This is a genomic window from uncultured Succiniclasticum sp., assembly GCF_902793885.1.
In the GTDB taxonomy this organism is placed as follows: domain Bacteria; phylum Bacillota; class Negativicutes; order Acidaminococcales; family Acidaminococcaceae; genus Succiniclasticum.
In genome coordinates this window covers 21,474-41,016 of the sequence record NZ_CADBFF010000008.1, presented here as the reverse complement: position 1 = coordinate 41,016, position 19,543 = coordinate 21,474, and the positions used below count along the sequence as shown (strand labels likewise).

Here is a 19,543-nt window from a genome sequence, read left to right as displayed (position 1 = left end):
GTTTATAAGAGCTGGGGTTCGTCCCTGGCTCTTTTTGCTTCTTGGGAACAGCGTGGGTTTTCAGATATTACTTTTTCTGCCGGTGAAAAAAATAAATACAATCTTCCTTATGAGAGCTATTCAATTACAAATGAAGATGGATTTATTCCGCAGAATGAAAAATTTGAGAAAGGTGGGACTATGCGGGAAGCGGATAAAAAAATGTATTATATAGTTCCGCCAAACACATTTGCATATAATCCTGCGCGTATTAATGTTGGCTCAATTGGCTATCAAAATCTTACCAAATCTGTGATTGTAAGCTCGCTTTATGAAGTTTTTAAAACTACGGAAAAAGTTGATGATCATTTCCTTTGGCATTGGTTCAAATCAAATGATTTTCAAAAACTTATTCTTCAACTTCAAGAAGGTGGAGTACGCCTTTACTTTTACTATGACAAATTATGTATGGGAAAAATTGACTTACCTACGCTTGAAGAACAAAAACGAATAGGCGCTTGTTTAGATAAACTTGATAACCTTATCACCCTTCATCAGCGAGAATATTTTTCCCAATTTGAAAACATAAATCGGCATGCTTACCCTTGGGAACAGCGTAAGTTGAATACGATTGCTGATAAAGTTACTGAAAAGAACACTAATTTAACTATTCAAGAAACTTTTACAAATTCTGCTGAATTCGGAGTGCTTAGCCAAAGAGATTTTTTTGATCACAGCATTTCGAATTCTGCAAATATTAATGGATATTATGTTGTTAAGTATAATGATTTTGTTTATAATCCTCGCATTTCAGTAACTGCTCCAGTGGGTCCAATCAATAGGAATAAATTAAATAGAAGTGGAATAATGTCGCCACTTTATACAGTTTTTAGAACTTATAATGTTGATAATACATACCTTGAATGGTTTTTTAAAAGCAATTGCTGGCATTCTTTTATGTTTTTCAATGGTGACTCTGGTGCGAGATCAGATAGGTTTTCAATAAAAGATATTGTTTTTTTTAGTATGCCAATTTTATACCCCGATATCAGTGAGCAAAGAAAAATTGGATATTTTTTAAATAAACTTGACAACCTTATCACCCTTCATCAGCGTGAGTAAAATATTATAAAACAGGAGGTAAAAATGTTAAGCCAAATCAAAAATACAGATTTATTAACCATGTATTATGAACAATGGGTAAAGATTTATAAGGAAGGAGCGATACGAAAAGTAACACTGGATAAATACTATATGACGCAAACTTGGCTTGAAAAATTAGTTCCGTCCCTCCGTTTATGTGATATTACAAGAATCACTTATCAGCAACTTATCAATGATTATGCATTGAATCATGAGCGACAAACCACTATGGACTTTCACCATCAGCTTAAAGGCGCTATTCTTGATGCAGTGGACGAGGGTTTGATTGAAAAAGATCCAACCCGCAAAGTAATTATTAAAGGTAAAACGCCAACAACAAAAAAGATTAAGTTTTTAAATCAGTTTGAATTACATACACTGCTGATTAATTTAAAATTGACGCAAAAAATTAATTGGGACTGGTTTATTTTACTTGTTGCAAAAACAGGTATGCGGTTTTCAGAGGCACTTGCGTTGACGCCTAAAGATTTTGATTTCGCACACCAGTCCCTGACAATAAGTAAAACATGGGATTATAAGGGAAATGGTGGTTTCTTGCCTACAAAAAATCGTTCTTCTGTTAGAAAAATACAAATAGACTGGCAGACCGTTATCCAATTTTCTGAATTGGTGCGTGGACTACCAAGCGAACAGCCAATTTTTATTCAGAAAGAAAAAATTTACAATTCCACTGTCAATGATATTTTGGAGCGGCATTGCAAATTGGCGAAGATTCCAACTATCTCGGTTCACGGATTGCGCCATACACATGCATCGCTGTTATTATTTGCAGGGGTTTCTATTGCCAGTGTTGCAAGACGGTTGGGGCATGCAAGCATGACAACGACTCAGAAAACGTATCTTCACATCATTCAGGAGTTGGAAAATCAGGATATAGATTTAGTTATGCGCTCGATTTCTAATTTAAGCTAATTATTTGAAATACTCACGCTGATGGTAATTTATAAATAATATATGGAAGATTCATAAAGAATTGACTTACGATAATAAAAATGTTATGGGAATTTTTAAAGTGAATATTCCTGCGTATGTATTAAAAGTACAATGGACGGGGAAGGTGGCTGATACACAATATACTGATTGCCGGGAATAGAGAGAAGATTCTCTGTTCCCGGCTTTTATCATGTAAGGCGTCAGACCTGAACAGAATAGAAAAATGCAAAAAATATGGATCCGAACCGTTAGTTACACTAAGTCCCATCTGTGTATGAACCAGGACGACCAGCTGCGCCGATTCATTCATGTATTCCCGCCACAGGTCGCGAAGCAAAATCTTCCCGGACCTGTTTGCGGGTGTTTGGATCTTTTGTAACATGGAATGCAATATAATAATTCTTGACGTTGATATATAACATGATATATACTGTTTGTGAAAGAATTAAAAGAAATAGGAGGCATGTATCATGGGTACTGCACGAATATTCAGCAATGGACGAAGTCAGGCTGTCCGCATTCCAAAAGAGTACCGTTTTGACGTTGATGAAGTTTATATTAATAAAATCGGCAATGTGCTGGTTCTTGTTCCCAAAGCAGATTTAGCGTCAGAGTTTGAAAAGGGCGCCGCCATGCTTTCAGAAGATTTTCTGGCTGAAGGGTTGCCGAACAGCGTTCCTTCCGTTAGGGAGGCATTGTAATGTATATGCTGGACACGAATGCCATCATTATGGCAGTGCGGCATCCGGACTGGCCGATTTGTGAAAAGGTGAAAGCGCATTTGGGGGTTGATCTGTGTATTTCATCTATAACCTATGGCGAGTTGGTTTATGGAATCAATAAAAGTTCTTCACCCGAAAAGAATCGGGTAGCAATTACCCGTATCCTGCTCGGTATCAAGGTATTAAATTTTGACCAGCTTGCGGCAGAGCATTTTGGAGACATCTTTGCGGATTTGGATAAAAAGCATATGCGCATTGGTGACCGCGATATGCTTATTGCGGGTCATGCCCGGTCGCTCGGTTATGCCCTGGTTACCAATAATGTGCGTGAATTCTCCCGTGTGGAAGGACTTTTATATGAAGCCTGGAAATAAATGGGTTTTCTTCACGTGTTGCCATACGTAGGCAAAAAGGGTATAATAACGTACAACTTTTACAAGAAGTGAGGCTTTTACGATGGAATTCCCTGCTTATTTGTAAATCAGTACCACCCTGGGCGTGTTGTAATACTCGGAATAGTCCCAGAAGTCATCTTCTTCCTGAAAGCTGAAAATAAAAATGCCGTAGTTTTTGTAGTCCGGCGTAATCAGCGCCTGTTTGAAACTGCACTTCACCAGCTTATGGCACACATACTGGAAATAGCCGTGGGTCTGGCCGTGGTACTCAAAGTGCCGGATGCGGCGGATGGTATTCCAACCGAAAAATTTGGCGTTGGTAAAGCCCAGGATTTCGTAAATACGTTCCGGGTTTTCGCCTAAATCGTTGTTGCGGGGATCGATTTTTGTTTTGCCAAGTTCGATGGCTTCTTGTATGGTCATAATGGCTTTTCTCCTCTTTCTTTTCGATTATGTTCCTGCTGTGCGGCTGCACAGCAGGTTTTTTGTATTTTATGGGGTTCCCGTTTTTGCGGTTCAATCTTCCTCTTCCGCGCCGTCCGCCGGCGCCATGTCTTCGTACAGATTGGGCATTTCGGTCGTTTTGGTTTTGCCGCTGGTATGGACAGGCTGTTTGCTGCAACCTGCCTTGTCCGGTTTCGGCCAGTTTTGTGAGGAAGCATCGTCTTCCGCGATGCCCAGCAATTTGCGGTAACGGTCGTTGCGTTCTTTCGCCTGATTATTTTTCCGCTGCACGTTGGCCAGTGTCAGGCAGTAACAGCGTTCCTTTAACCGCGTCAGGGCCGATTTGCGGGTGATGTTGGTCTCTTTGTCCAGGATTTCCGGCGACAGGGATGTGGCGACGATGACGGGCACGAATTTGTCGTAGCAGATATTGACGATTTCCAGCACGTTCATGTCGCTGAAGTAGGTTCCGGGTTCCGTGCCGTAATTGTCGAACACCACCAGGTCGTGACGGCAGATGTCGTTGATATATTCCTGCCGCTTTTCCCGGTTCAGAGAAAGCAGGTCTGTGACAATATCCAGGAAACTGGTGACAAGGCAGCGGTAGCCTTTGTCGCACAAGGCGTTGACGATCTGCACGGCGGTATAGGTTTTGCCGGTACCGCTGATGCCGAACAGGAGCAGGCCTTCCCCCCGGGGCCTGAATTCCGCGAAATGCTCCGCGTAGTGTTTGGCGTAGCCGGTAATGACAGGGCTGCCCCCGTCGTCGTTGGCAAAGTTCCACTGGCGCATGTGGGCGTAGGGAAGGGCGTGGCTGCGGCAGTTTTCCGCCTTGATTAATTCTTCCCGTCGCCTGCGTTCCCCGGCGATGCGGGCGAGGCATTCCTTCAGGCAGTCGCAGTCAACGGGAAAGGCTTTTACTTTCCCGAAGAGATTGTGCAGAATATATTTCGGTTTGTGGCAGTAGCCGCAGTGCAGCACCCCGTCCTTTTCGTAGTCCCCGGGATGGGGGCCGCCGCTCATGGTTTCTTCCGTGATAAGGGTGTAGCCGTACTTTTGCCAGTTGTATTCCGGCGTGCCGGGGATGTTGTCGGGGACGGACGCACCGAAATTGTTTTGCGGTTCAACCGCTGCGGCGTCGCCTGTCGCGGCGCGGGCAGTTGTTCCCCCGTTGTCCTGCATGCCTGCGAAGAGCGGCGTGTCGGTTATAATATCGCTGACCGCTTTCGGCTCGTGATTTTTTCTGCCTTCGTTATGTTCGCACACGCTTAATACACCACCGTTCCCATAAACCCTTCCGGCAACGGCTTCAGCTCGTCGCCCATCTCAAAAAAGCCTGAGCCGCCGCTGTTCTTTTTGTCGTGATATTCGCCGCCCAGAATCTTTTCAAAGTGTTCCGGATCCAGGAACCAGTGGAGGGAAACCACCCATCCCCGGTTGTTTTTGGAATTGCCAAGCAAAAACGGGCTGTCGGAGATACTGGCGATGGCGTTGTGTACCTGTTCTTCTCCGTAGTTTTCCAGCAAAAAGCGCAGGCGTTTTACCAGCGAAGGGAACAAGCCGCTTAACTTTTTCGGCAGGGGCAGCTGGTTCCAGGCGCTGACGATTTTGCGGTATACGTCCGGCAGTTCGGCGGTGGGGATCAGTACCTGCATTTTCTTTTCCGCTCCTTCCTCATGCGTACATGCGCGCGCGCTTTTTGGCATCGCGTCAGCGATATTGGTTTTAATTTTTTTATTTTTATTTATCTCTTTTCTTTGGTTCTTTCTTTTCTCTGTTTCTTTTTCTTTTTTTGCAAAAACGTTACCGGGCGTTACCGGAGCGTTACAAGCCGTAACGGCAGCGTTGCCGTTTTCCGTTACGGCGGCAGGTGCGGCGGCGGGTTCCATGCGGGCTTGCACGGTTTCCGCCAAGGCCGTTACGCCGTTACCGGTAACGGTTTCCCCGTTACAAGTAACGTTTTTTGCGTTACCGGTAATGGTCTCGGCGTTACATGCATTGGGATTTTCGTTACCCGTAGCGGCTTGCGGCTCGCCGGCAGTGGTGGATGTTGCTTTCAGTTTTTTCCGCTCCCGGCAGCGGCGAACCCGGTTACGGTTCAGCATCCGCTGGTATTCCCGTTTGATGGCCTCGTCGTCCCAGGCGGGCAGGCCGGTGTGGGCCGTGGTTAGTTCCATGGCCGTTTTCTGCGGCAGCAGGGAAAAGAGAGGGAAGCCGCCCTGCCGGGCGGCCTCGTATAATTCCTGCAACCATTCCATTGCTTTTTCCATCAGCTTCAGAAGCTGGTTAATAAATTTTATTTCCATAACGTAGCAAACTCCTTTGTAAAAATTTTTAAAACATTGACGCATAGGCTCAGTGACAGAACACGCCGCTGTTAAAACCCTGTCCCTCAAAAAACTCGCGCAGACGGCGCAGCGCCCTGTCCCGCATCTGCTCCACGTTCTGGCGGGTGCACTGCAGTTCCTTGGCAATAGCAGCTATCGTTTTGTTCCGGAAGAACAGGGCGCGAATCACGTTCTGTTCGCTGGGCAGCAGCTGTTGCATGGCTTCTGCTGTGGCATTCTGCAGCTCCTTGGACAGCAGCTTTGCTTCCGGTTCTTCCCTGCGCTTTGCAGGAAAACCCTCGATGGCATTGACTTCGCCATCCTTTTCGCCGTCGCCTTGCAACGTGGCCGGCCGTTGTTCCCGGCGGCTTCGTACTTCCGCTTTTTCTGTAGGGTACAGGAGCGCGTTACGGATCACGCGTTTTAACAGGACGGGTATCTCTTTGTCTTCCGGAGGATCCGGGTATTCCATCAGGAACTCCATCACCTTCAGTGCGGCGATGCCCCGGATTTCTTCTTCTCCCAGGAAGCGCCGGAAGTACCTGATACGGCAAAACAATTCGATGAACGGTTCCGCCTGGGTGCAGAAGCGCAGCTTTGCGTGCTCGTTGCCCTGCCTTGCCAGGCGCAGCCATTCGTTCCACGGGGGGGCCTTCGGCGGTATAATCTGCCGCCTGGCAGCGCCATCGTTGTTTGGCGGCGTTTCTTTCGGCGCTTTTGCGCCGGTGCGGGTTGCCCCGGGCTGCTGCGCAGTCCGGCCAGGCATAGCGGAGCCAAAGAGGTTTGCTTCGTTGCAAAGTTCTTGTTTCATGGTTTCCCTTCTTTCCGGATCCTTTGCTGCAACTGTTGCAGCGGATCCATATTTTGTTTTTACCGCAAGCGGCTATTTCAGAGTAAGGGAAAACCCGGCAAAATACAAGTTACAGAAGGTTGTAAGGAAAAGTTGGGGAAGATGTAAAGAAATGCCAGGTTTGATGTAAAGAGTGAAAGAAAAGTTTAAGAAACTTGACATGATCTTACATTTTCCTGAAGTTTTCCCCACAGGTTTCTTTACATTTTGCAATTGTGAAAGATTTGTGAAAGGTCGGTGAAACGGGGTACAGTGGATCATGATAATGAAATTTAAAAAGGCATAAAATTTAATTATATGATTTTTTAGAGAATACTTGCAAATTATTTTTCCCTGCGCTATAATACATAACTGTGCGGCGGCTACATACTACGCACGTTTCATGGAAAACTATTGAGGAAGAGAGGTTCATTTGCTTAGTAAAACCTGTTATTATACAACTGGCATGTTAATCAAACATTTCAGAATCATGGCTGGAAAGTCCCAGCGTGGGCTGGCGGCGGAAATTGATGTATCGGAAACTACATTTTCAAGATGGGAGACGGATACTTCAAAACCGTCGGCTGCAAACCTGGAAAAACTGGAGAAGGCGCTTGGGGTGTCTATCCGTCCGGGGTATTATGACCCGGACAGCCTGGACATGCGCCAGGATGCGCCGCAAGTGGTAATGAATACGGGGCTGCTTTGCAGTGTAAAAGCAGAAGTGGAAGCCCTGAATACCCATATACAGTTGCTGTCTCAATTTTTGGGACATATGGATCCGGAGACAAATTGAATGGTTAAGTGATACTTACCAAAAAACCTGAATAAAATTCGATATTTTCATGAGTGTTGCGAGCGTCGCATATGACAGCGCCGCAGCGGTTCCGTTGGGAATCGCTGCGGCGCGTTTTTATTTTGCTTCCATTTATATTTTGCGCAGGAGAGGGTGTGTGTTCTCCTGTTTTCTTTTTTCCCGCAAAGCGGCAGCAAAAAAAAATTAAAATTTTTTTAAAAAGCGACTTGCATTTTAGGGGGGTATCCTGTTTATACAAGTGGGGGACAAAATACGAAACCCAAAACGAAAAGGAGTGTGATGAAAATGTTCGTACCTAACCCTGAAGTGATTCATGAAAATCGGCTGCGGGCTATGGCTCGCAACGCTAAGAACGGCATCAAGGATATTTACCTGCACTGGACCGCCGGGTATTACGGCCAGGACTACGACGACTACCACCTGTGTATTGATAAGGACGGAACCGTCTATGTGAATTGCCAGAGCCTGCTGGAGTTTAAGCAACACACATACGGGCGGAACCACAGTTCCATCGGCATCGCCCTGTGCTGCGGCGTGGACGCCTGCTGCTGGCTGCCGGACGGCTGTTCCGGCTTTGACGTGGAGCAGGCCTTTGAAATGCCCCACTGCGCAAGGACAGAATGCGCCCTGGTTGACTTCGGCCCGGAACCGCCTACGGTTGTACAGATCGAGGCAATGGCAAGGGTAGTGGCGATCCTTTGCGAGGAACTGTGTCTGCCCATTACGCCGCAAACGGTAATGACCCACTGCGAGGCGGCGTTTGCGGACTGCTACGGCCCCGGCGACGGGGACGCCGATATGCGCTGGGATTTGTGGTTCCTGCCCCAGACCAACCTGTACGGGGAACTGGAACCGGGCGGCCCGCTGCTTCGTGGCAAGGCGAATTATTATTTGCAGCATATGGAGAATGCCGCGTAGTGATGGAATTGGCGGAGACAGTATGATTTGGCCTGCGGCGAAAAGAATTTGCCCTGAGTAGCCGCAGTTCAGATAAGCGGGCGCGCAAAGCGGCATGCGGCAGAATCGTATGGCCTGCAGATGTAAGCCGGGTGAGCGGTAAGACCCGCACGGGGGAGTGGACAGCTGTAACAGAAAAGCTGTAACGCTCTCACAAATAATAGCAGAAGGGAGGTGAAACAACATGGCAGCGATTATGAACGTAGTGAAACGTACCTTATCCATTTCCATCCTGCGCGGGCAGGACGTGGATGGCAACCCCGTAACCAAAAGCTACACCTACAGCAACGTGAAACCGGACGTAGAACCGGAAAAACTGCTGGCGGTGGGCAAAGCACTGGGCGGTCTGTTCGATAATGACATTACCGGACTGAACATCGTGGAACGGGCAACTCTGGCCGAAGACTGATGACGGAAATCGTTAACCCCTCCTTCCCCCGCGAAGTCTACGGCGGCATCCTGCAAGATCACTTGCAGTCACCGCCTAAAAGATTCGCGATGGGGCAAACCCTTCCGGGGTTAACGATTTCCTCAACAAAAAACGTGTGAAGAAAGTGAATGAATAAGTGAAGAAGGAGGAGAAGACTATGACTTCTGATACCGATCTGGATTTGATTTTTAAAAATGCGGCGGGCAAGAAAGTGGTACTCAACATTGAAGAACCCAAGTCCGGCGTAACGAAGGCGGAAATCGACGCCGCCATGCAGGTAATTGTTGACAGCAACATCTTCGCTACCACCGGCGGCGACATTGTGGAAGCCGTAGGCGGACGTCTGCGTACTACCACGCTGGATCCTGTTTCCGAGTGATGAAACGGGGGTCGCGACATGGAAACCGCGGAAGTGTTCAGCTTCATTAAAGATTTCGGCTTCCCGGTAGTGCTGAGCTGGTTTTTGTTGGTACGCATGGAAAACAAACTGGCCGGCCTCACGGACGTGATTGGGGAGCTGAGCTGCAACATCGCCGCCATGCGCGGCGACGTTGCCAAAAAGTAGAAAAAAGAGAACGGCGTGCAAATGATTGCGTGTCGCTCGGGAAAAACGCTTACATCGAAAGGTGTGAGCGTTTTTTGTTAGGTGCGCCCGGCATGAATACCAAAGGCTGCATACAGAAAGCGGAAGAAATTAAATTCCGGCACGCGGACATTTTTTATTCGGTGTTTTGCAAATTGCAAGACAATGAAGTACAATAAATTTAGGAGGTGACGTTTGCCATGTTAAAAGATTCTACGGTCAGTGCACACGTTGAAACCGATATTAAACAGGAAGCAGAAGATATTTTACAGAAACTCGGTATTCCGGTTTCTGTGATTATTAATTCCCTGTACCGTCAGATTATATTTACAAAAGGAATGCTGTTTATGAAAGAACGATAAAAAACAGGAGGCGGGTAATGCAACGAAGGAGTCCGTTTATCATGAACAAAGTCTTAATTCTTGTCATTGATGGATGCGCGCCGGAATACATTACGCCGGAGTTTGCGCCGAATATTCACAGGTTGGCAAAGCAGTACGGTTTTGTCAAAACAGTGAAGGCTGTGGTACCTACCGTTACCAACGTGAACCATGCATCAATTTTGTCAGGGAAATTTCCTTCGGAAACCGGCATGGTGGGTAATTATTATTACAATCCAATTACGGGCGAAGAAGGCTATATTGAAGAAAAAGGTTTCATGAAAGCGGAGACGCTTCTGCAGGCTTACCGGAAGCGTGGGCTGAAGACAGCTTTTCTAACGGTAAAGGGAAAACTGCTGGGCGTGTATGGTCATGCGGCGGATATCGGTATCAGTGTGCAGACGCCGGATGCTTCGCTGCTGAAAGAATATGGGTTGCCCGCGCCGCCGGCGGTCAGCAGCCTGGAAAGTTCCGGGTGGATCGTGAACGCTGCGCTGGCTGTGATTAAAAAAGAAGACCCGGCGCTGGTGTATTGTACCACCAATGATTACGGATTCCATCATTTCGGGCCGGAAGTGACTGAAGCGCAGCTGCAGATCCGGCAAATTGATGAGACAGTGGCAGCCATCCACGAAGCGGACAAAGAACGGCAGATTTATATTACTGCTGACCACGGCATGAACCAGAAACATTACCTGCTGGATTTTCAGCAGCTGGCAGACGAAGCGGGGCTGCACATTTTCTGCCTGGCTCCGTTGAAAGACCGGTACAGGGAAAATCATGTCTATCAGGAAGGCGGCATTTTGTATCTGTTCCTTAAAAAACCGGAAGAGAAAGACGCGCTTTTGGCTCTGATTCAGTCCAGACCGGAGATTGAAGCCGTGATGACAAATAAAGAAGCGGCAGAAAAACTGCATCTGCCGCTGCATGGGATAGGGAATTATGTGATTTTTGCGGCGCCGGACTGTGCGTTCGGCGAACTGGGGGGAACTGCCACACTGGTGACGGACGCAAGCCGCACCCACGGTTCCCTGTACGAACAGGAAGTGCCGCTGCTGGCCATCCATCCGGCTGCGCCTGAGGAGATTTATCAGTACAGCAAGGACATTGCGGCGGTGTTGCTTAAGTCGTTATAATTTGTTGGATACGCGATCTGCAAACAATGGACAGAATGGTAAAAGAAACGGCTTCTGTTTTTTATACAGGGGCCGTTTACTTTTTCACAATTTCTCCCACCTCGGTATAAATCATGCCGTGTTTGTCACGGTCAGACCGCATGAGCAAGATGCGTTCCACTGGCATAGAAACCTTTTCAATCTGGATTCCGGGCATTGTTCCTGTGGCTTTGCGGATCAGCGTGATGTGGGGTGAAAAACGTTTCCGGTCAAAAGGAATATTATGGTCGGCCAGCGCATGGCGGATGCGGCGGACCACGGCGTGCAAGGGCGCCGATTCATCCATACCGGCCCACCACAGGTCGCGGAAACAGCCCATACCCGAAAGCGAAAGGGAAAACGCGGAAAAGGACACGGTCGAAAGAGCGTCCATCACTTGGTCTTTATCCGGGTATTCCCCGATAAAGGCCAGGGTAAGGTGCATATTTTCCCTGGACGTAAAATTACCGCGGACGCCGTTGTCGTACATCTCGTCCTGTACGGCAGTGAGTGCGTCTTTCATGGCATCAGATAATGGAATGGCGATAAACAGTCTCATACGTTTCTCCTCAATTTTGAATGATAATGATATAGAAGTCGCTTTTTGGCAATTCTACTGAAAAGTTTGCAGGAAAAATGAAAAGTATTAGTGGGGCCTGCGCTTATCCGTATCTGAAATCTTATACGAAAAAGACGGGCGCCGATGAAGGCGTCCGCCAAAAAATAAGAGTAGATTATCGATATTTAGCTTATTCTTTTACGATTTTTGCATCCGCTGCATTCTTTTTTACGGAAGCAATGCCGTTCAGGCAGCTCTTCATGGCTTTGTAGCCTTCGCTTACGGCGATGATCTGGCCGTTGGTTGCTTTCAGGCGGAAACGGAATTCGCCGGCCTTGTCCGTGTACACTTCAAATTTCGGATTCTTTTCCACTTTGAAGCCTTCTACGGTCTGGTCTTCGATGGCGGCAACCGGCGCATTCTTTGCTACGCTGGCAATGCCGTTTTTGCAGCCGGAAGCAGATTTGTAAACCTGAGATGCTGCGATCACTTCGCCGTTATTGGCTACGAGATTGAAACGCAAGCCGGCTTTGGACTCTTTTACCAAAAATTTTCCCATTTGAATTGCCTCCCTTACAAAATATATAGTCCCTATGCTCAAGATACCACGATTTACGTTAAATTTCAAGAAAAATCTGTAAGGAAATTAGAATTTAACAAGAGTTGCAGTGAATTACAGCATGGATTTCCGCAAATCGGCGGGGGATTTGGGGGAAAGCAGCGCGAACGGAATGTCCAGCACGGTGAAAGCACCGCATTTTCCCTGCTCGAAATGCAGGCGGTACATGGCCCGGGCAAAGGCGGTCAGCACGCTGGAGGTGAACTGCGGGTTGCTGTCCAGCTTCAGGGAGAATTCCATCACATGGCCGGTAGTATCGTCTGTTTTCCCGTTGCGGAATACAAAGCCGCCGTGGGGGATGCCGCTGTGGTTTTTCGCGAACTCTTCTTCCGAGATAAAATGAACGGTGGTTTCATAACCCACAAAGTAGTTGGGCATGGTCTTGATGGCCGTTTCAATGGCCTTAAGGTCCGCGCCTTCTTCCGGCACCACAAAGCATTCCCGCAGGTGCATCTCGTTGCCCGGGGCGTCGGTGCCCTTGCCGCTGCGGACGGCTTCCAGATATTCTTCCTTGGGAATGGTGTACTGTTTGCCGTTCTTCACGCCGGGGATGCGGCGGATAGCGTCGGAGTGGCCCTGGCTTACGCCCTTGCCCCAGAAGGTGTAGGATTTTCCTTCCGGCAGCACGCTGTCGCCCAGTACCCGCAGCAGGGAGAACAGGCCCGGATCCCAGCCCACGGAAATGATGGCGGCGGTGTTGTTCGCTTTGGTGACCGCTTCCATGTTGGCGAAATGTTCCGGAATGCGGGGATGGGTGTCGAAGCTGTCTACCGTGACAAAATGCTGCGCCAGCTCCGGTCCCTGGTCGATCAGGTCCGTAGCGGAACCGCCGCACAGGATCATGACGTCGATTTTGTCTTTATATTCCAGCACATGCTTTAAGTTGATGGCGGGAACCCCGCTGGCCGTGCCGGGAAGATCGCGGCGGGAGAAAACGCCCACCAGTTCCATGTCTTCCGCCCGGTTCACCGCCAGTTCCACGCCGTGGCCCAGGTTACCGTAACCGCAGATGCCGATGCGAATCTTTTTTTCCATAGTTGTAAAACTCCCCTCTGTGTAAATATTCAGATGCATTGTCTGTTGCCCGCAGGTTTCTTACCTATCTAATACAAGGGAATACTGAAAACGGTTTTTTGCGTTCGGACGGGCAAAGCAGTAATTCCCTTTACTAATGTATCAAATTTGGGCGATTTTGTGAACATTTTTATAAAAAATTTACCAAAAAAGTATGACTGTGATATAATAATTCCACGGTATTTTACATGTTACAGCAACCGGGCGGATGTCCGGATTCTTTTTTCCTATTTTTATTATAAAAACATTTGCAATGCGGATTGCATAAGAGGTATGATCATGGATTTGGATTATCATTTTGGTACAGTGTATGTTCTTTCCCGCTGGGCTGATTTTGGCAGCTTCAATGCGCGGACGATTGCCGCCGCGTCCCAGCTGGTGGATGATAATTTCGATTCGACGCCGTTTTCTGACGCCGAAGAGGAAAAAAATATTGCCCGGGGCATACAGGTGCGGTATTCCTGTCAGAACGTGTGGGGGAACATTTCCGGGAAGGGCAACGAGGATATCTGGATCCCGTTCCATTTTCTGCCGGGGCTGCAGGGGGAAACCGAGGCCGAGAAGCTGGTCTGCAAAAAGCACAGCGTCATGGCCAAACGGCTGAAATACAGGCTGTATGATACCACACTGGATAATTCCAATTATGTGTTCCGTTTAGGCGTGGGCATGCATGTGCTGGCCGATACCTGGGCTCATCAGGAGTTTGCGGGCATTAACAATGCGGTGAACCAGGTGAAGGATCTGCTGTTTTCCACCCAGGGCAGTATGGTGGAAAAGATGCTGGACGAAATGCTGGATTCCACGTTCCTCAGTAAGGTGCTGGATCTGGTGATGCCGCTGGGGCATGCGGCGGCGGTGCACTGTCCGGATATGCCGTACCTGTGGTGGAAGAGCGGGGAACGCTTTACCGGCGGGCGCAAGAACTGGGACGAGTTCATGGACGCTTCGGAAGAGTTGTACGCAATCCTGCAGCATGTCAGCGGCGTGCCGGAAACGGGGCTGACCATGGAGCAGCGGGATAAGCTGTCCGAATGTTTCAAGGGCTTCCAGACAGATGATATCGACCGGCGCTACGGGTTCTGGATCGACCGCATCCGGGAAAATTTCTTTGAGTTTAAGGATTTTGATGACGGCGATAAAAATGTGGAATACAGTATCGGCCTGATTTTAGATGACATGAACTGGCGTAAGCAGTTCTATGACGAAATCAACGACCACTTCTTCTGGGTGAAACAGAAGCTGGAAGAAAACGGCATTGACCGGCTGGGGAAAAAGTACAAAGGGTATTGATGAAACAATAAATTAAAATCAAAAATAAAAAGCAAGCGTGCAAGGTTTAAGCAAAACATCGGGAGTGTTTGCGACATTCCATGAGACGAAATGTGCCGTCGTGGCGAGACTGTTTGAGGGGCGAAGCCCCGAGTTTCGAAGCCACAGGCGCATGAGTCCATGGAATAGCAAACAGGAGCGGTTTTGCGAAACCTTGCACGTTTGCTTTTTTTGTTCCTTTATGTTTAATCAGCGTCTCCTTCATTCGTTCCGTTTTATTCAAATAGTAATATGTATTTAATCTGCTGCACATAATCTACGATTTTCCGGCGTTCCGGTTTAGTATCGGTACCGCGGACAAAATTAACACGATGCCGAGTACCTTTTGCCACGTAAAGGCTTCTCCTAAAAAGAGATAGCTGACGATGGCGGCCACTACCGGCTCGATGGTTGCCAGGATGGCGGCGTGGCCGGCTTCCAGTTGTTGCAGGCCCCGCATATATAATATGTTGGGAAATACACAGCTGATCAGTCCGATACCAAGGATACCGCCCCAAACCATCCTGTCGCTGAACAAAGCCGCTTTACCGGCCAGGCCGGAAAGGGGCAGGGTAAAAGCGGCGGCAAAGAGAAAACACCAGAGGCTGACCGTGAGGGCTGAATATTGCTTGGTGGCGGGCTTGCCGAAAATGCTGTACAGCGCATAGCCGAAACCGCTGGCCAAACCGTACAGAAAGGTTTCCCGGCTGACGGACAGATTGCCGGCAAAGGCTCCGGTGATACAGCCGCAGCCGACAAAGGTGAGGATCAGGGCCACGATTTTTTCTTTTGTGAGTTTTTCGTGGAACAGGATCACGGACATCAGCATCACAAACACCGGCGCCGTATAAAGCAGCAGGGCCGCGATGGCCAGGCTGCCGCCTGCGATGGCGTTGAAGTAACACCAGTTGAAAAAGACCAGTCCGATTACGCCGTTGCCGAAAAACATCCACCAGTCTTTGGGGCGGATAAAAAACTGGCGTATGTCCGTACGCCAGATGATCAGGGCGGTAAACAGCAGGGCGATGGTCACGCGCAGTGTAGTGATCTGCAACGGGGCAAAACCTTTGGCCGCCAGTAGGTTGACAAAGAGGCCGATCAGGCCCCAAAGGGTTCCGGCGCCTGCTATGGAAAGTGCCGCAGAGTGTTTCATGTCAGGGAACGTCCTTTAAATAGAATGGTTACTATTGCAACAGGAAAAGGCGGTGCAAAACCGCTCCTGTTTGCTATTCCATGGACTCATGCGTCGGTAGCTTCGAAACTCGGGGCTTCGCCCCTCGGACAGTCTCGCCACTACGACGCATTTCACCTCATGGAATATCGCAAACACTCCCGATGTTTTGCTCCTGCTTTTCCTGTTCTTCATTATCATATGCGTCTAATACATTATGAAGAGTGCCGTTTAATTTATATTTTAATACAACGGAAAGATTTACGTTTTCCATGGCATGAAAGATGTTGTCGGGCACCTGGGGGTTCTCCGCCGACAACCTGGCAATCAGCTGTTTGATCTCCTGCCGTTTGGATGGGGCGGGATCGTCCGGATTGGCGGCGGCGATCCGTTCGGTGAAGCGGCAGGCGCATTGCAAGAATTCCAGACGGTTTTCGTCCCGCCAGTGTTTGATATCGGCTTCCCGCACATAGTACATGGGGCGGATCAGTTCCATGCCGGCCCAGTTGGCACTTTTCACCTTGGGCATCATGGTGCGTATTTCACCACCGTAGATCATGCTCATGAGACTGGTTTCAATGATGTCGTTGAAGTGATGGCCCAGCGCGATTTTATTGCAGCCCGCCTCCTGTGCGTGGCGGTACAGAAAACCTCGGCGCATTTTGGCGCACAGGTAGCAGGGATTTTGTTCCACGTGAAACACCGCATCGAACACTTTGGTGTTAAAAAACGTGATGGGAATGTTCAGCAGCGCGGCGTTATGTTCGATTTGCTGCCGGTTTCGTTCCGCATAGCCCGGATCCATGCTGAGGAACTTTACTTCAAAGGGGATTTTGTTTCTTCGCTTCAGTTCCTGAAACAGTTTTGCCATGAGCATGGAGTCTTTGCCGCCGGAAATGCAGACGGCGATTTTGTCATCGGGGCGCACTAAATCAAAGTCGCAGATCGCCTGGACGAATTTATTAAAAATTTTATGTTTGTATTTTGTCCGCAGGGACGCTTCAATGTGTTTCAGGCGGTTGCGGTCTGCGTAATCCGAATCCGTGACCGCGCCTTCCTGCTGTTGCTTTTTGATGTCGGTGTTGCACATGTTGTTATCCTTCTTTGTGGTTCTGCGTTACATAGTCATGTAATTTAATATGGTAATGTTATATAATAACGTTATATAGGAATGTTATGTTACATAGTCAATCGTAACCGCGAGGCACGATTCATTATACCACACATCCGCTCTTTATCGGAAAAGAAGCAAAAAATAATTAAAAAATTTTGTTTTTATAAAAAAATGTTACATACAACGGTAAAAAGTATGCTATAATACTACTGTTGTTTGTTGTTTTGCCCCTTGGGGAGAACAATCGGTAAAAAATACAGGAAAGACTAGCTGTCCGCCCGTGGTTTTGCTAAAGCGCAACCGGTCGTAACAGCACAGACTTTTTCAATACGGGAGGAGAAACTCATGCAACCTGACCGGGGAACAAGGGCAGTAGTGAATTTGGACGCTATCGTGAATAATATTAAAGTGGCCAAGAGAAATCTGAACGTGGGCACAAAACTCTGCGCGGTGGTAAAAGCCAATGCCTACGGCCACGGCGCGATTCCGGTGGCCATCGCCTGCATAGAGGCCGGCGTGGATTATTTTGCGGTGGCGCTGGTACAGGAAGCGGTGGAGCTGCGGGAAGCGGGCATCACCAAACCGATCCTCGTACTGGGGGCTATGCCTGTCCGTCCGTCTATGGCAGACCTTTGCGTGCGGTTTAACATCGCCCATGCCGTCTTTGATGAAGAACGCCTGACCCTGCTGAATGAAGCCGGGCTGCGGCGCGGTAAAAAAGCCAAAATCCATATCGCCCTGGACACGGGCATGCACCGGATTGGCATAAAGATTGACGAAGCGGCTGCGTTTGCGGAAAAAGTGAAATCCATGCAGGGGATTGAAGTGGTGGGCGCTTTTTCCCATTTTTCCGCGGCAGATGTGGAAGATAAAAGCTATGCGGATTATCAGTACGGGCAGTTCATGAAAGGCGTGGAAGCGCTGGAAGCTGCGGGACTGCAGATTCCTATCAAGCATATCGCCAACAGCGCGGCCATTGCGGAACTGCCCCAATACCAGCTGGACATGGTTCGACTGGGCATCACCCTGTACGGTTCGCGACCGGCAGACATTACAGAACCGTACAAGGACTATCGTCCGGTTATGAAATTAAAGACCCAGGTGGCCTTTGTGAAAACACTGCCTGCCGGGCGGGATATCGGCTACGGCAGAACTTTTACCACGGAAAGAGAAAGCCGCATCGCTACGGTTCCCATAGGGTATGCGGACGGCGTCAGCCGGCATCTGTCCAATAAAGGCTGCATGGTGGTCCGGGGCAAACGGGCTCCTATTGTGGGCCGCGTCTGCATGGACCAGATCATGCTGGATGTTACGGATATCCCGGACGTGACTGTGGGGGATGACGTGATCGTTTACGGCGGGCCGGAACTGCCTGCCGAAGAAGTGGCGGCCACCGTCGGCACGATTTCCTATGAAATGTTCTGCGTGCTGCACCCCCGCATTCCGCGGATCTATGTGCGGGACTAACATGCGTGGTGCCAGGGTGCGCGCTGCAGGATGATGACTCTTATAGAATTATTTAACTCGGCATTGTTTACCTTCGGGCAGACGATGCCGTGTTTTTGTATCGTAATAAATCCTGCGAACCCTATACGCTTTTTGTGGTATAATTACACTGACAAAAGTAAAACTATTTCTAAAAACGCAACAGGGGAGGGTATGACAATGACACAGAAAAATAAAACCGGCCGGTTACACCGTCTTTCCGCATGGGCCATGACGATTTGCATGACTGCCGTATTCGCCGTTTTTGCCCTGAGCAGTACTGCCGGCGCGGCATCTGCCCAAAACGCGGACGCTGCCTTGCAACGTTTCGGCGTCCGGGGTAATGTTGCCTGTTCAACCTACGGCAATAATCCTAACGGATTTATGGCGAACGTAAACGGGAAGGTGTATATCCTTGACCTCAAAAACAACCGCATTGCCAGCATTGAGAACCCGGAGGCGGTGTTTAAAGACCTGGACAAGGAAAACAGTAAAAAGAAAGGGCTGTTCATCACACAGTTCCTGATCCATAACGACAGCTATGATAAAGACCATCAGTTTGGCGAATGGCGCGGCAGCCATCATCTGATTCCCATGTACATCCTTGTGGATTACGACACAAACGGGAACATGGTTCCCGCGGACCGGCTCTTCAGCGGTGAAGGCGCCGCACCCGGTCATTATCACGGAAATATCACGGAACAGAAAAACATCGATCTGGCTGCCCTTTTCGTGAAGGAAGTCCTGCCTTTTGTGCAAAAAGGCGGATTCGTCGGGAAAATGACGCCGGAATGGCCGGCTAACGCGCCCGGCTACATCACGGCCAACGAAGTGAATATCCGTATCGGCCCCGGCGAAACTTACGAAAGCCTCGGCGTGTTTTTCAAAGACGATTATGTAACGTTATTAAATAAAATTACGGCGGCCGACGGCGATTCATGGTACGAAGTAAAATACTACAATAAACAGTATGGCTGGATTCAGGGCTGGGTCAACGGCAATTACATCAGAGAAGGGAAACGGTTCTGAACCGGTTTTGAAAAAACATATAAATAAAAACGAAGCCCCCATGTGGCGATTAAAACCACATGGGGACTGT

At 48.6% G+C, this 19,543-nt stretch carries 23 protein-coding genes; 14 read left to right on the top strand and 9 right to left on the bottom strand.

The window, feature by feature from the left end; genetic code table 11:
• The first annotated feature begins 24 nt into the window (after window positions 1-24).
• From QZV31_RS05610 to QZV31_RS05595, 4 genes are all read left to right on the top strand, one after another.
• Window positions 25-1,101 (top strand): restriction endonuclease subunit S, encoded by a 1,077-nt coding sequence (locus QZV31_RS05610; RefSeq protein WP_366508692.1) that lies wholly within the window; start codon window positions 25-27, stop codon window positions 1,099-1,101.
• A 24-nt stretch (window positions 1,102-1,125) separates the two neighbouring features.
• Window positions 1,126-2,055, top strand: a complete 930-nt coding sequence (locus tag QZV31_RS05605; RefSeq protein ID WP_295358903.1) for a site-specific integrase — start codon at window positions 1,126-1,128, stop codon at window positions 2,053-2,055.
• Between the two features lie 491 nt (window positions 2,056-2,546).
• Window positions 2,547-2,777 carry a type II toxin-antitoxin system VapB family antitoxin gene (gene vapB, locus QZV31_RS05600; protein WP_295358901.1) on the top strand — a complete coding sequence of 77 codons (231 nt, stop codon included), beginning with the start codon at window positions 2,547-2,549 and terminating at the stop codon, window positions 2,775-2,777.
• A complete protein-coding gene (locus QZV31_RS05595) occupies window positions 2,777-3,172 on the top strand; it encodes a PIN domain-containing protein (RefSeq protein ID WP_295358899.1) in 396 nt (131 codons plus the stop codon). Before vapB ends, QZV31_RS05595 begins: the two co-directional genes overlap by 1 nt.
• A 96-nt stretch (window positions 3,173-3,268) precedes the next feature.
• On the opposite strand, the gene QZV31_RS05590 is transcribed toward QZV31_RS05595, so the two are convergent.
• From QZV31_RS05590 to QZV31_RS05575, 4 genes are all read right to left on the bottom strand, one after another.
• Window positions 3,269-3,616 (bottom strand): hypothetical protein, encoded by a 348-nt coding sequence (locus QZV31_RS05590; RefSeq protein WP_295358898.1) that lies wholly within the window; start codon window positions 3,614-3,616, stop codon window positions 3,269-3,271.
• A 93-nt stretch (window positions 3,617-3,709) separates the two neighbouring features.
• A complete protein-coding gene (locus tag QZV31_RS05585; protein WP_295358896.1) occupies window positions 3,710-4,903 on the bottom strand; it encodes an ATP-binding protein in 1,194 nt (397 codons plus the stop codon).
• Window positions 4,904-4,905: 2 nt separating this feature from the next.
• The gene (locus QZV31_RS05580; RefSeq protein ID WP_295358894.1) at window positions 4,906-5,943 is read right to left on the bottom strand and encodes a hypothetical protein; all 1,038 of its coding nucleotides are present in this window, start codon (window positions 5,941-5,943) and stop codon (window positions 4,906-4,908) included.
• Between the two features lie 49 nt (window positions 5,944-5,992).
• On the bottom strand, window positions 5,993-6,775 hold the full coding sequence (locus tag QZV31_RS05575) for a sigma-70 family RNA polymerase sigma factor (protein ID WP_295358892.1): 783 nt from the start codon (window positions 6,773-6,775) through the stop codon (window positions 5,993-5,995).
• Window positions 6,776-7,259: 484 nt separating this feature from the next.
• Here QZV31_RS05575 and QZV31_RS05570 point away from each other — a divergent pair, with 484 nt between their 5' ends.
• The 7 genes from QZV31_RS05570 (at window position 7,260) to QZV31_RS05540 (ending at window position 11,096) form a co-directional block, all read left to right on the top strand.
• Window positions 7,260-7,589, top strand: a complete 330-nt coding sequence (locus QZV31_RS05570) for a helix-turn-helix transcriptional regulator (protein WP_295359035.1) — start codon at window positions 7,260-7,262, stop codon at window positions 7,587-7,589.
• 306 nt (window positions 7,590-7,895) lie between these two features.
• On the top strand, window positions 7,896-8,528 hold the full coding sequence (locus QZV31_RS05565) for an N-acetylmuramoyl-L-alanine amidase (protein WP_295358890.1): 633 nt from the start codon (window positions 7,896-7,898) through the stop codon (window positions 8,526-8,528).
• Window positions 8,529-8,751: 223 nt separating this feature from the next.
• Window positions 8,752-8,976 carry a DUF1659 domain-containing protein gene (locus QZV31_RS05560; RefSeq protein ID WP_295358888.1) on the top strand — a complete coding sequence of 75 codons (225 nt, stop codon included), beginning with the start codon at window positions 8,752-8,754 and terminating at the stop codon, window positions 8,974-8,976.
• Window positions 8,977-9,154: 178 nt separating this feature from the next.
• Window positions 9,155-9,376: a DUF2922 domain-containing protein gene (locus tag QZV31_RS05555; RefSeq protein ID WP_295358886.1), complete on the top strand. Its 222-nt coding sequence runs from the start codon at window positions 9,155-9,157 to the stop codon at window positions 9,374-9,376.
• Window positions 9,377-9,394: 18 nt separating this feature from the next.
• Window positions 9,395-9,562: a YvrJ family protein gene (locus QZV31_RS05550; protein ID WP_295358884.1), complete on the top strand. Its 168-nt coding sequence runs from the start codon at window positions 9,395-9,397 to the stop codon at window positions 9,560-9,562.
• Between the two features lie 218 nt (window positions 9,563-9,780).
• Window positions 9,781-9,942, top strand: coding sequence for a hypothetical protein (locus QZV31_RS05545; protein ID WP_295358882.1), 162 nt, complete (start codon window positions 9,781-9,783; stop codon window positions 9,940-9,942).
• Window positions 9,943-9,983: 41 nt separating this feature from the next.
• Window positions 9,984-11,096 (top strand): alkaline phosphatase family protein, encoded by a 1,113-nt coding sequence (locus QZV31_RS05540; RefSeq protein ID WP_295358881.1) that lies wholly within the window; start codon window positions 9,984-9,986, stop codon window positions 11,094-11,096.
• A gap of 76 nt (window positions 11,097-11,172) precedes the next feature.
• Here QZV31_RS05540 and thpR read toward each other — a convergent pair whose 3' ends face one another.
• From thpR to QZV31_RS05525, 3 genes are all read right to left on the bottom strand, one after another.
• Window positions 11,173-11,673 (bottom strand): RNA 2',3'-cyclic phosphodiesterase, encoded by a 501-nt coding sequence (gene thpR / locus QZV31_RS05535; RefSeq protein ID WP_295358879.1) that lies wholly within the window; start codon window positions 11,671-11,673, stop codon window positions 11,173-11,175.
• Between the two features lie 190 nt (window positions 11,674-11,863).
• A complete protein-coding gene (locus QZV31_RS05530) occupies window positions 11,864-12,232 on the bottom strand; it encodes a YegP family protein (protein ID WP_093729814.1) in 369 nt (122 codons plus the stop codon).
• 114 nt (window positions 12,233-12,346) lie between these two features.
• Complete coding sequence (locus QZV31_RS05525) at window positions 12,347-13,327, bottom strand: diaminopimelate dehydrogenase (protein WP_295358876.1); 981 nt, start codon at window positions 13,325-13,327, stop codon at window positions 12,347-12,349.
• A gap of 318 nt (window positions 13,328-13,645) precedes the next feature.
• Between QZV31_RS05525 and QZV31_RS05520 the strand changes: the two genes are divergently transcribed.
• Window positions 13,646-14,656 (top strand): DUF6765 family protein, encoded by a 1,011-nt coding sequence (locus QZV31_RS05520; protein WP_295358874.1) that lies wholly within the window; start codon window positions 13,646-13,648, stop codon window positions 14,654-14,656.
• 295 nt (window positions 14,657-14,951) lie between these two features.
• On the opposite strand, the gene QZV31_RS05515 is transcribed toward QZV31_RS05520, so the two are convergent.
• On the bottom strand, window positions 14,952-15,827 hold the full coding sequence (locus QZV31_RS05515) for an EamA family transporter (RefSeq protein WP_295358872.1): 876 nt from the start codon (window positions 15,825-15,827) through the stop codon (window positions 14,952-14,954).
• 157 nt (window positions 15,828-15,984) lie between these two features.
• Window positions 15,985-16,935, bottom strand: a complete 951-nt coding sequence (locus QZV31_RS05510; protein WP_295358870.1) for an ATP-binding protein — start codon at window positions 16,933-16,935, stop codon at window positions 15,985-15,987.
• 369 nt (window positions 16,936-17,304) lie between these two features.
• On the opposite strand from QZV31_RS05510, the gene alr reads away from it, so the two are divergent.
• On the top strand, window positions 17,305-18,426 hold the full coding sequence (alr, locus tag QZV31_RS05505; RefSeq protein ID WP_295358868.1) for an alanine racemase: 1,122 nt from the start codon (window positions 17,305-17,307) through the stop codon (window positions 18,424-18,426).
• 198 nt (window positions 18,427-18,624) lie between these two features.
• Window positions 18,625-19,473: an SH3 domain-containing protein gene (locus tag QZV31_RS05500; protein ID WP_295358866.1), complete on the top strand. Its 849-nt coding sequence runs from the start codon at window positions 18,625-18,627 to the stop codon at window positions 19,471-19,473.
• Window positions 19,474-19,543: the final 70 nt, after the last annotated feature.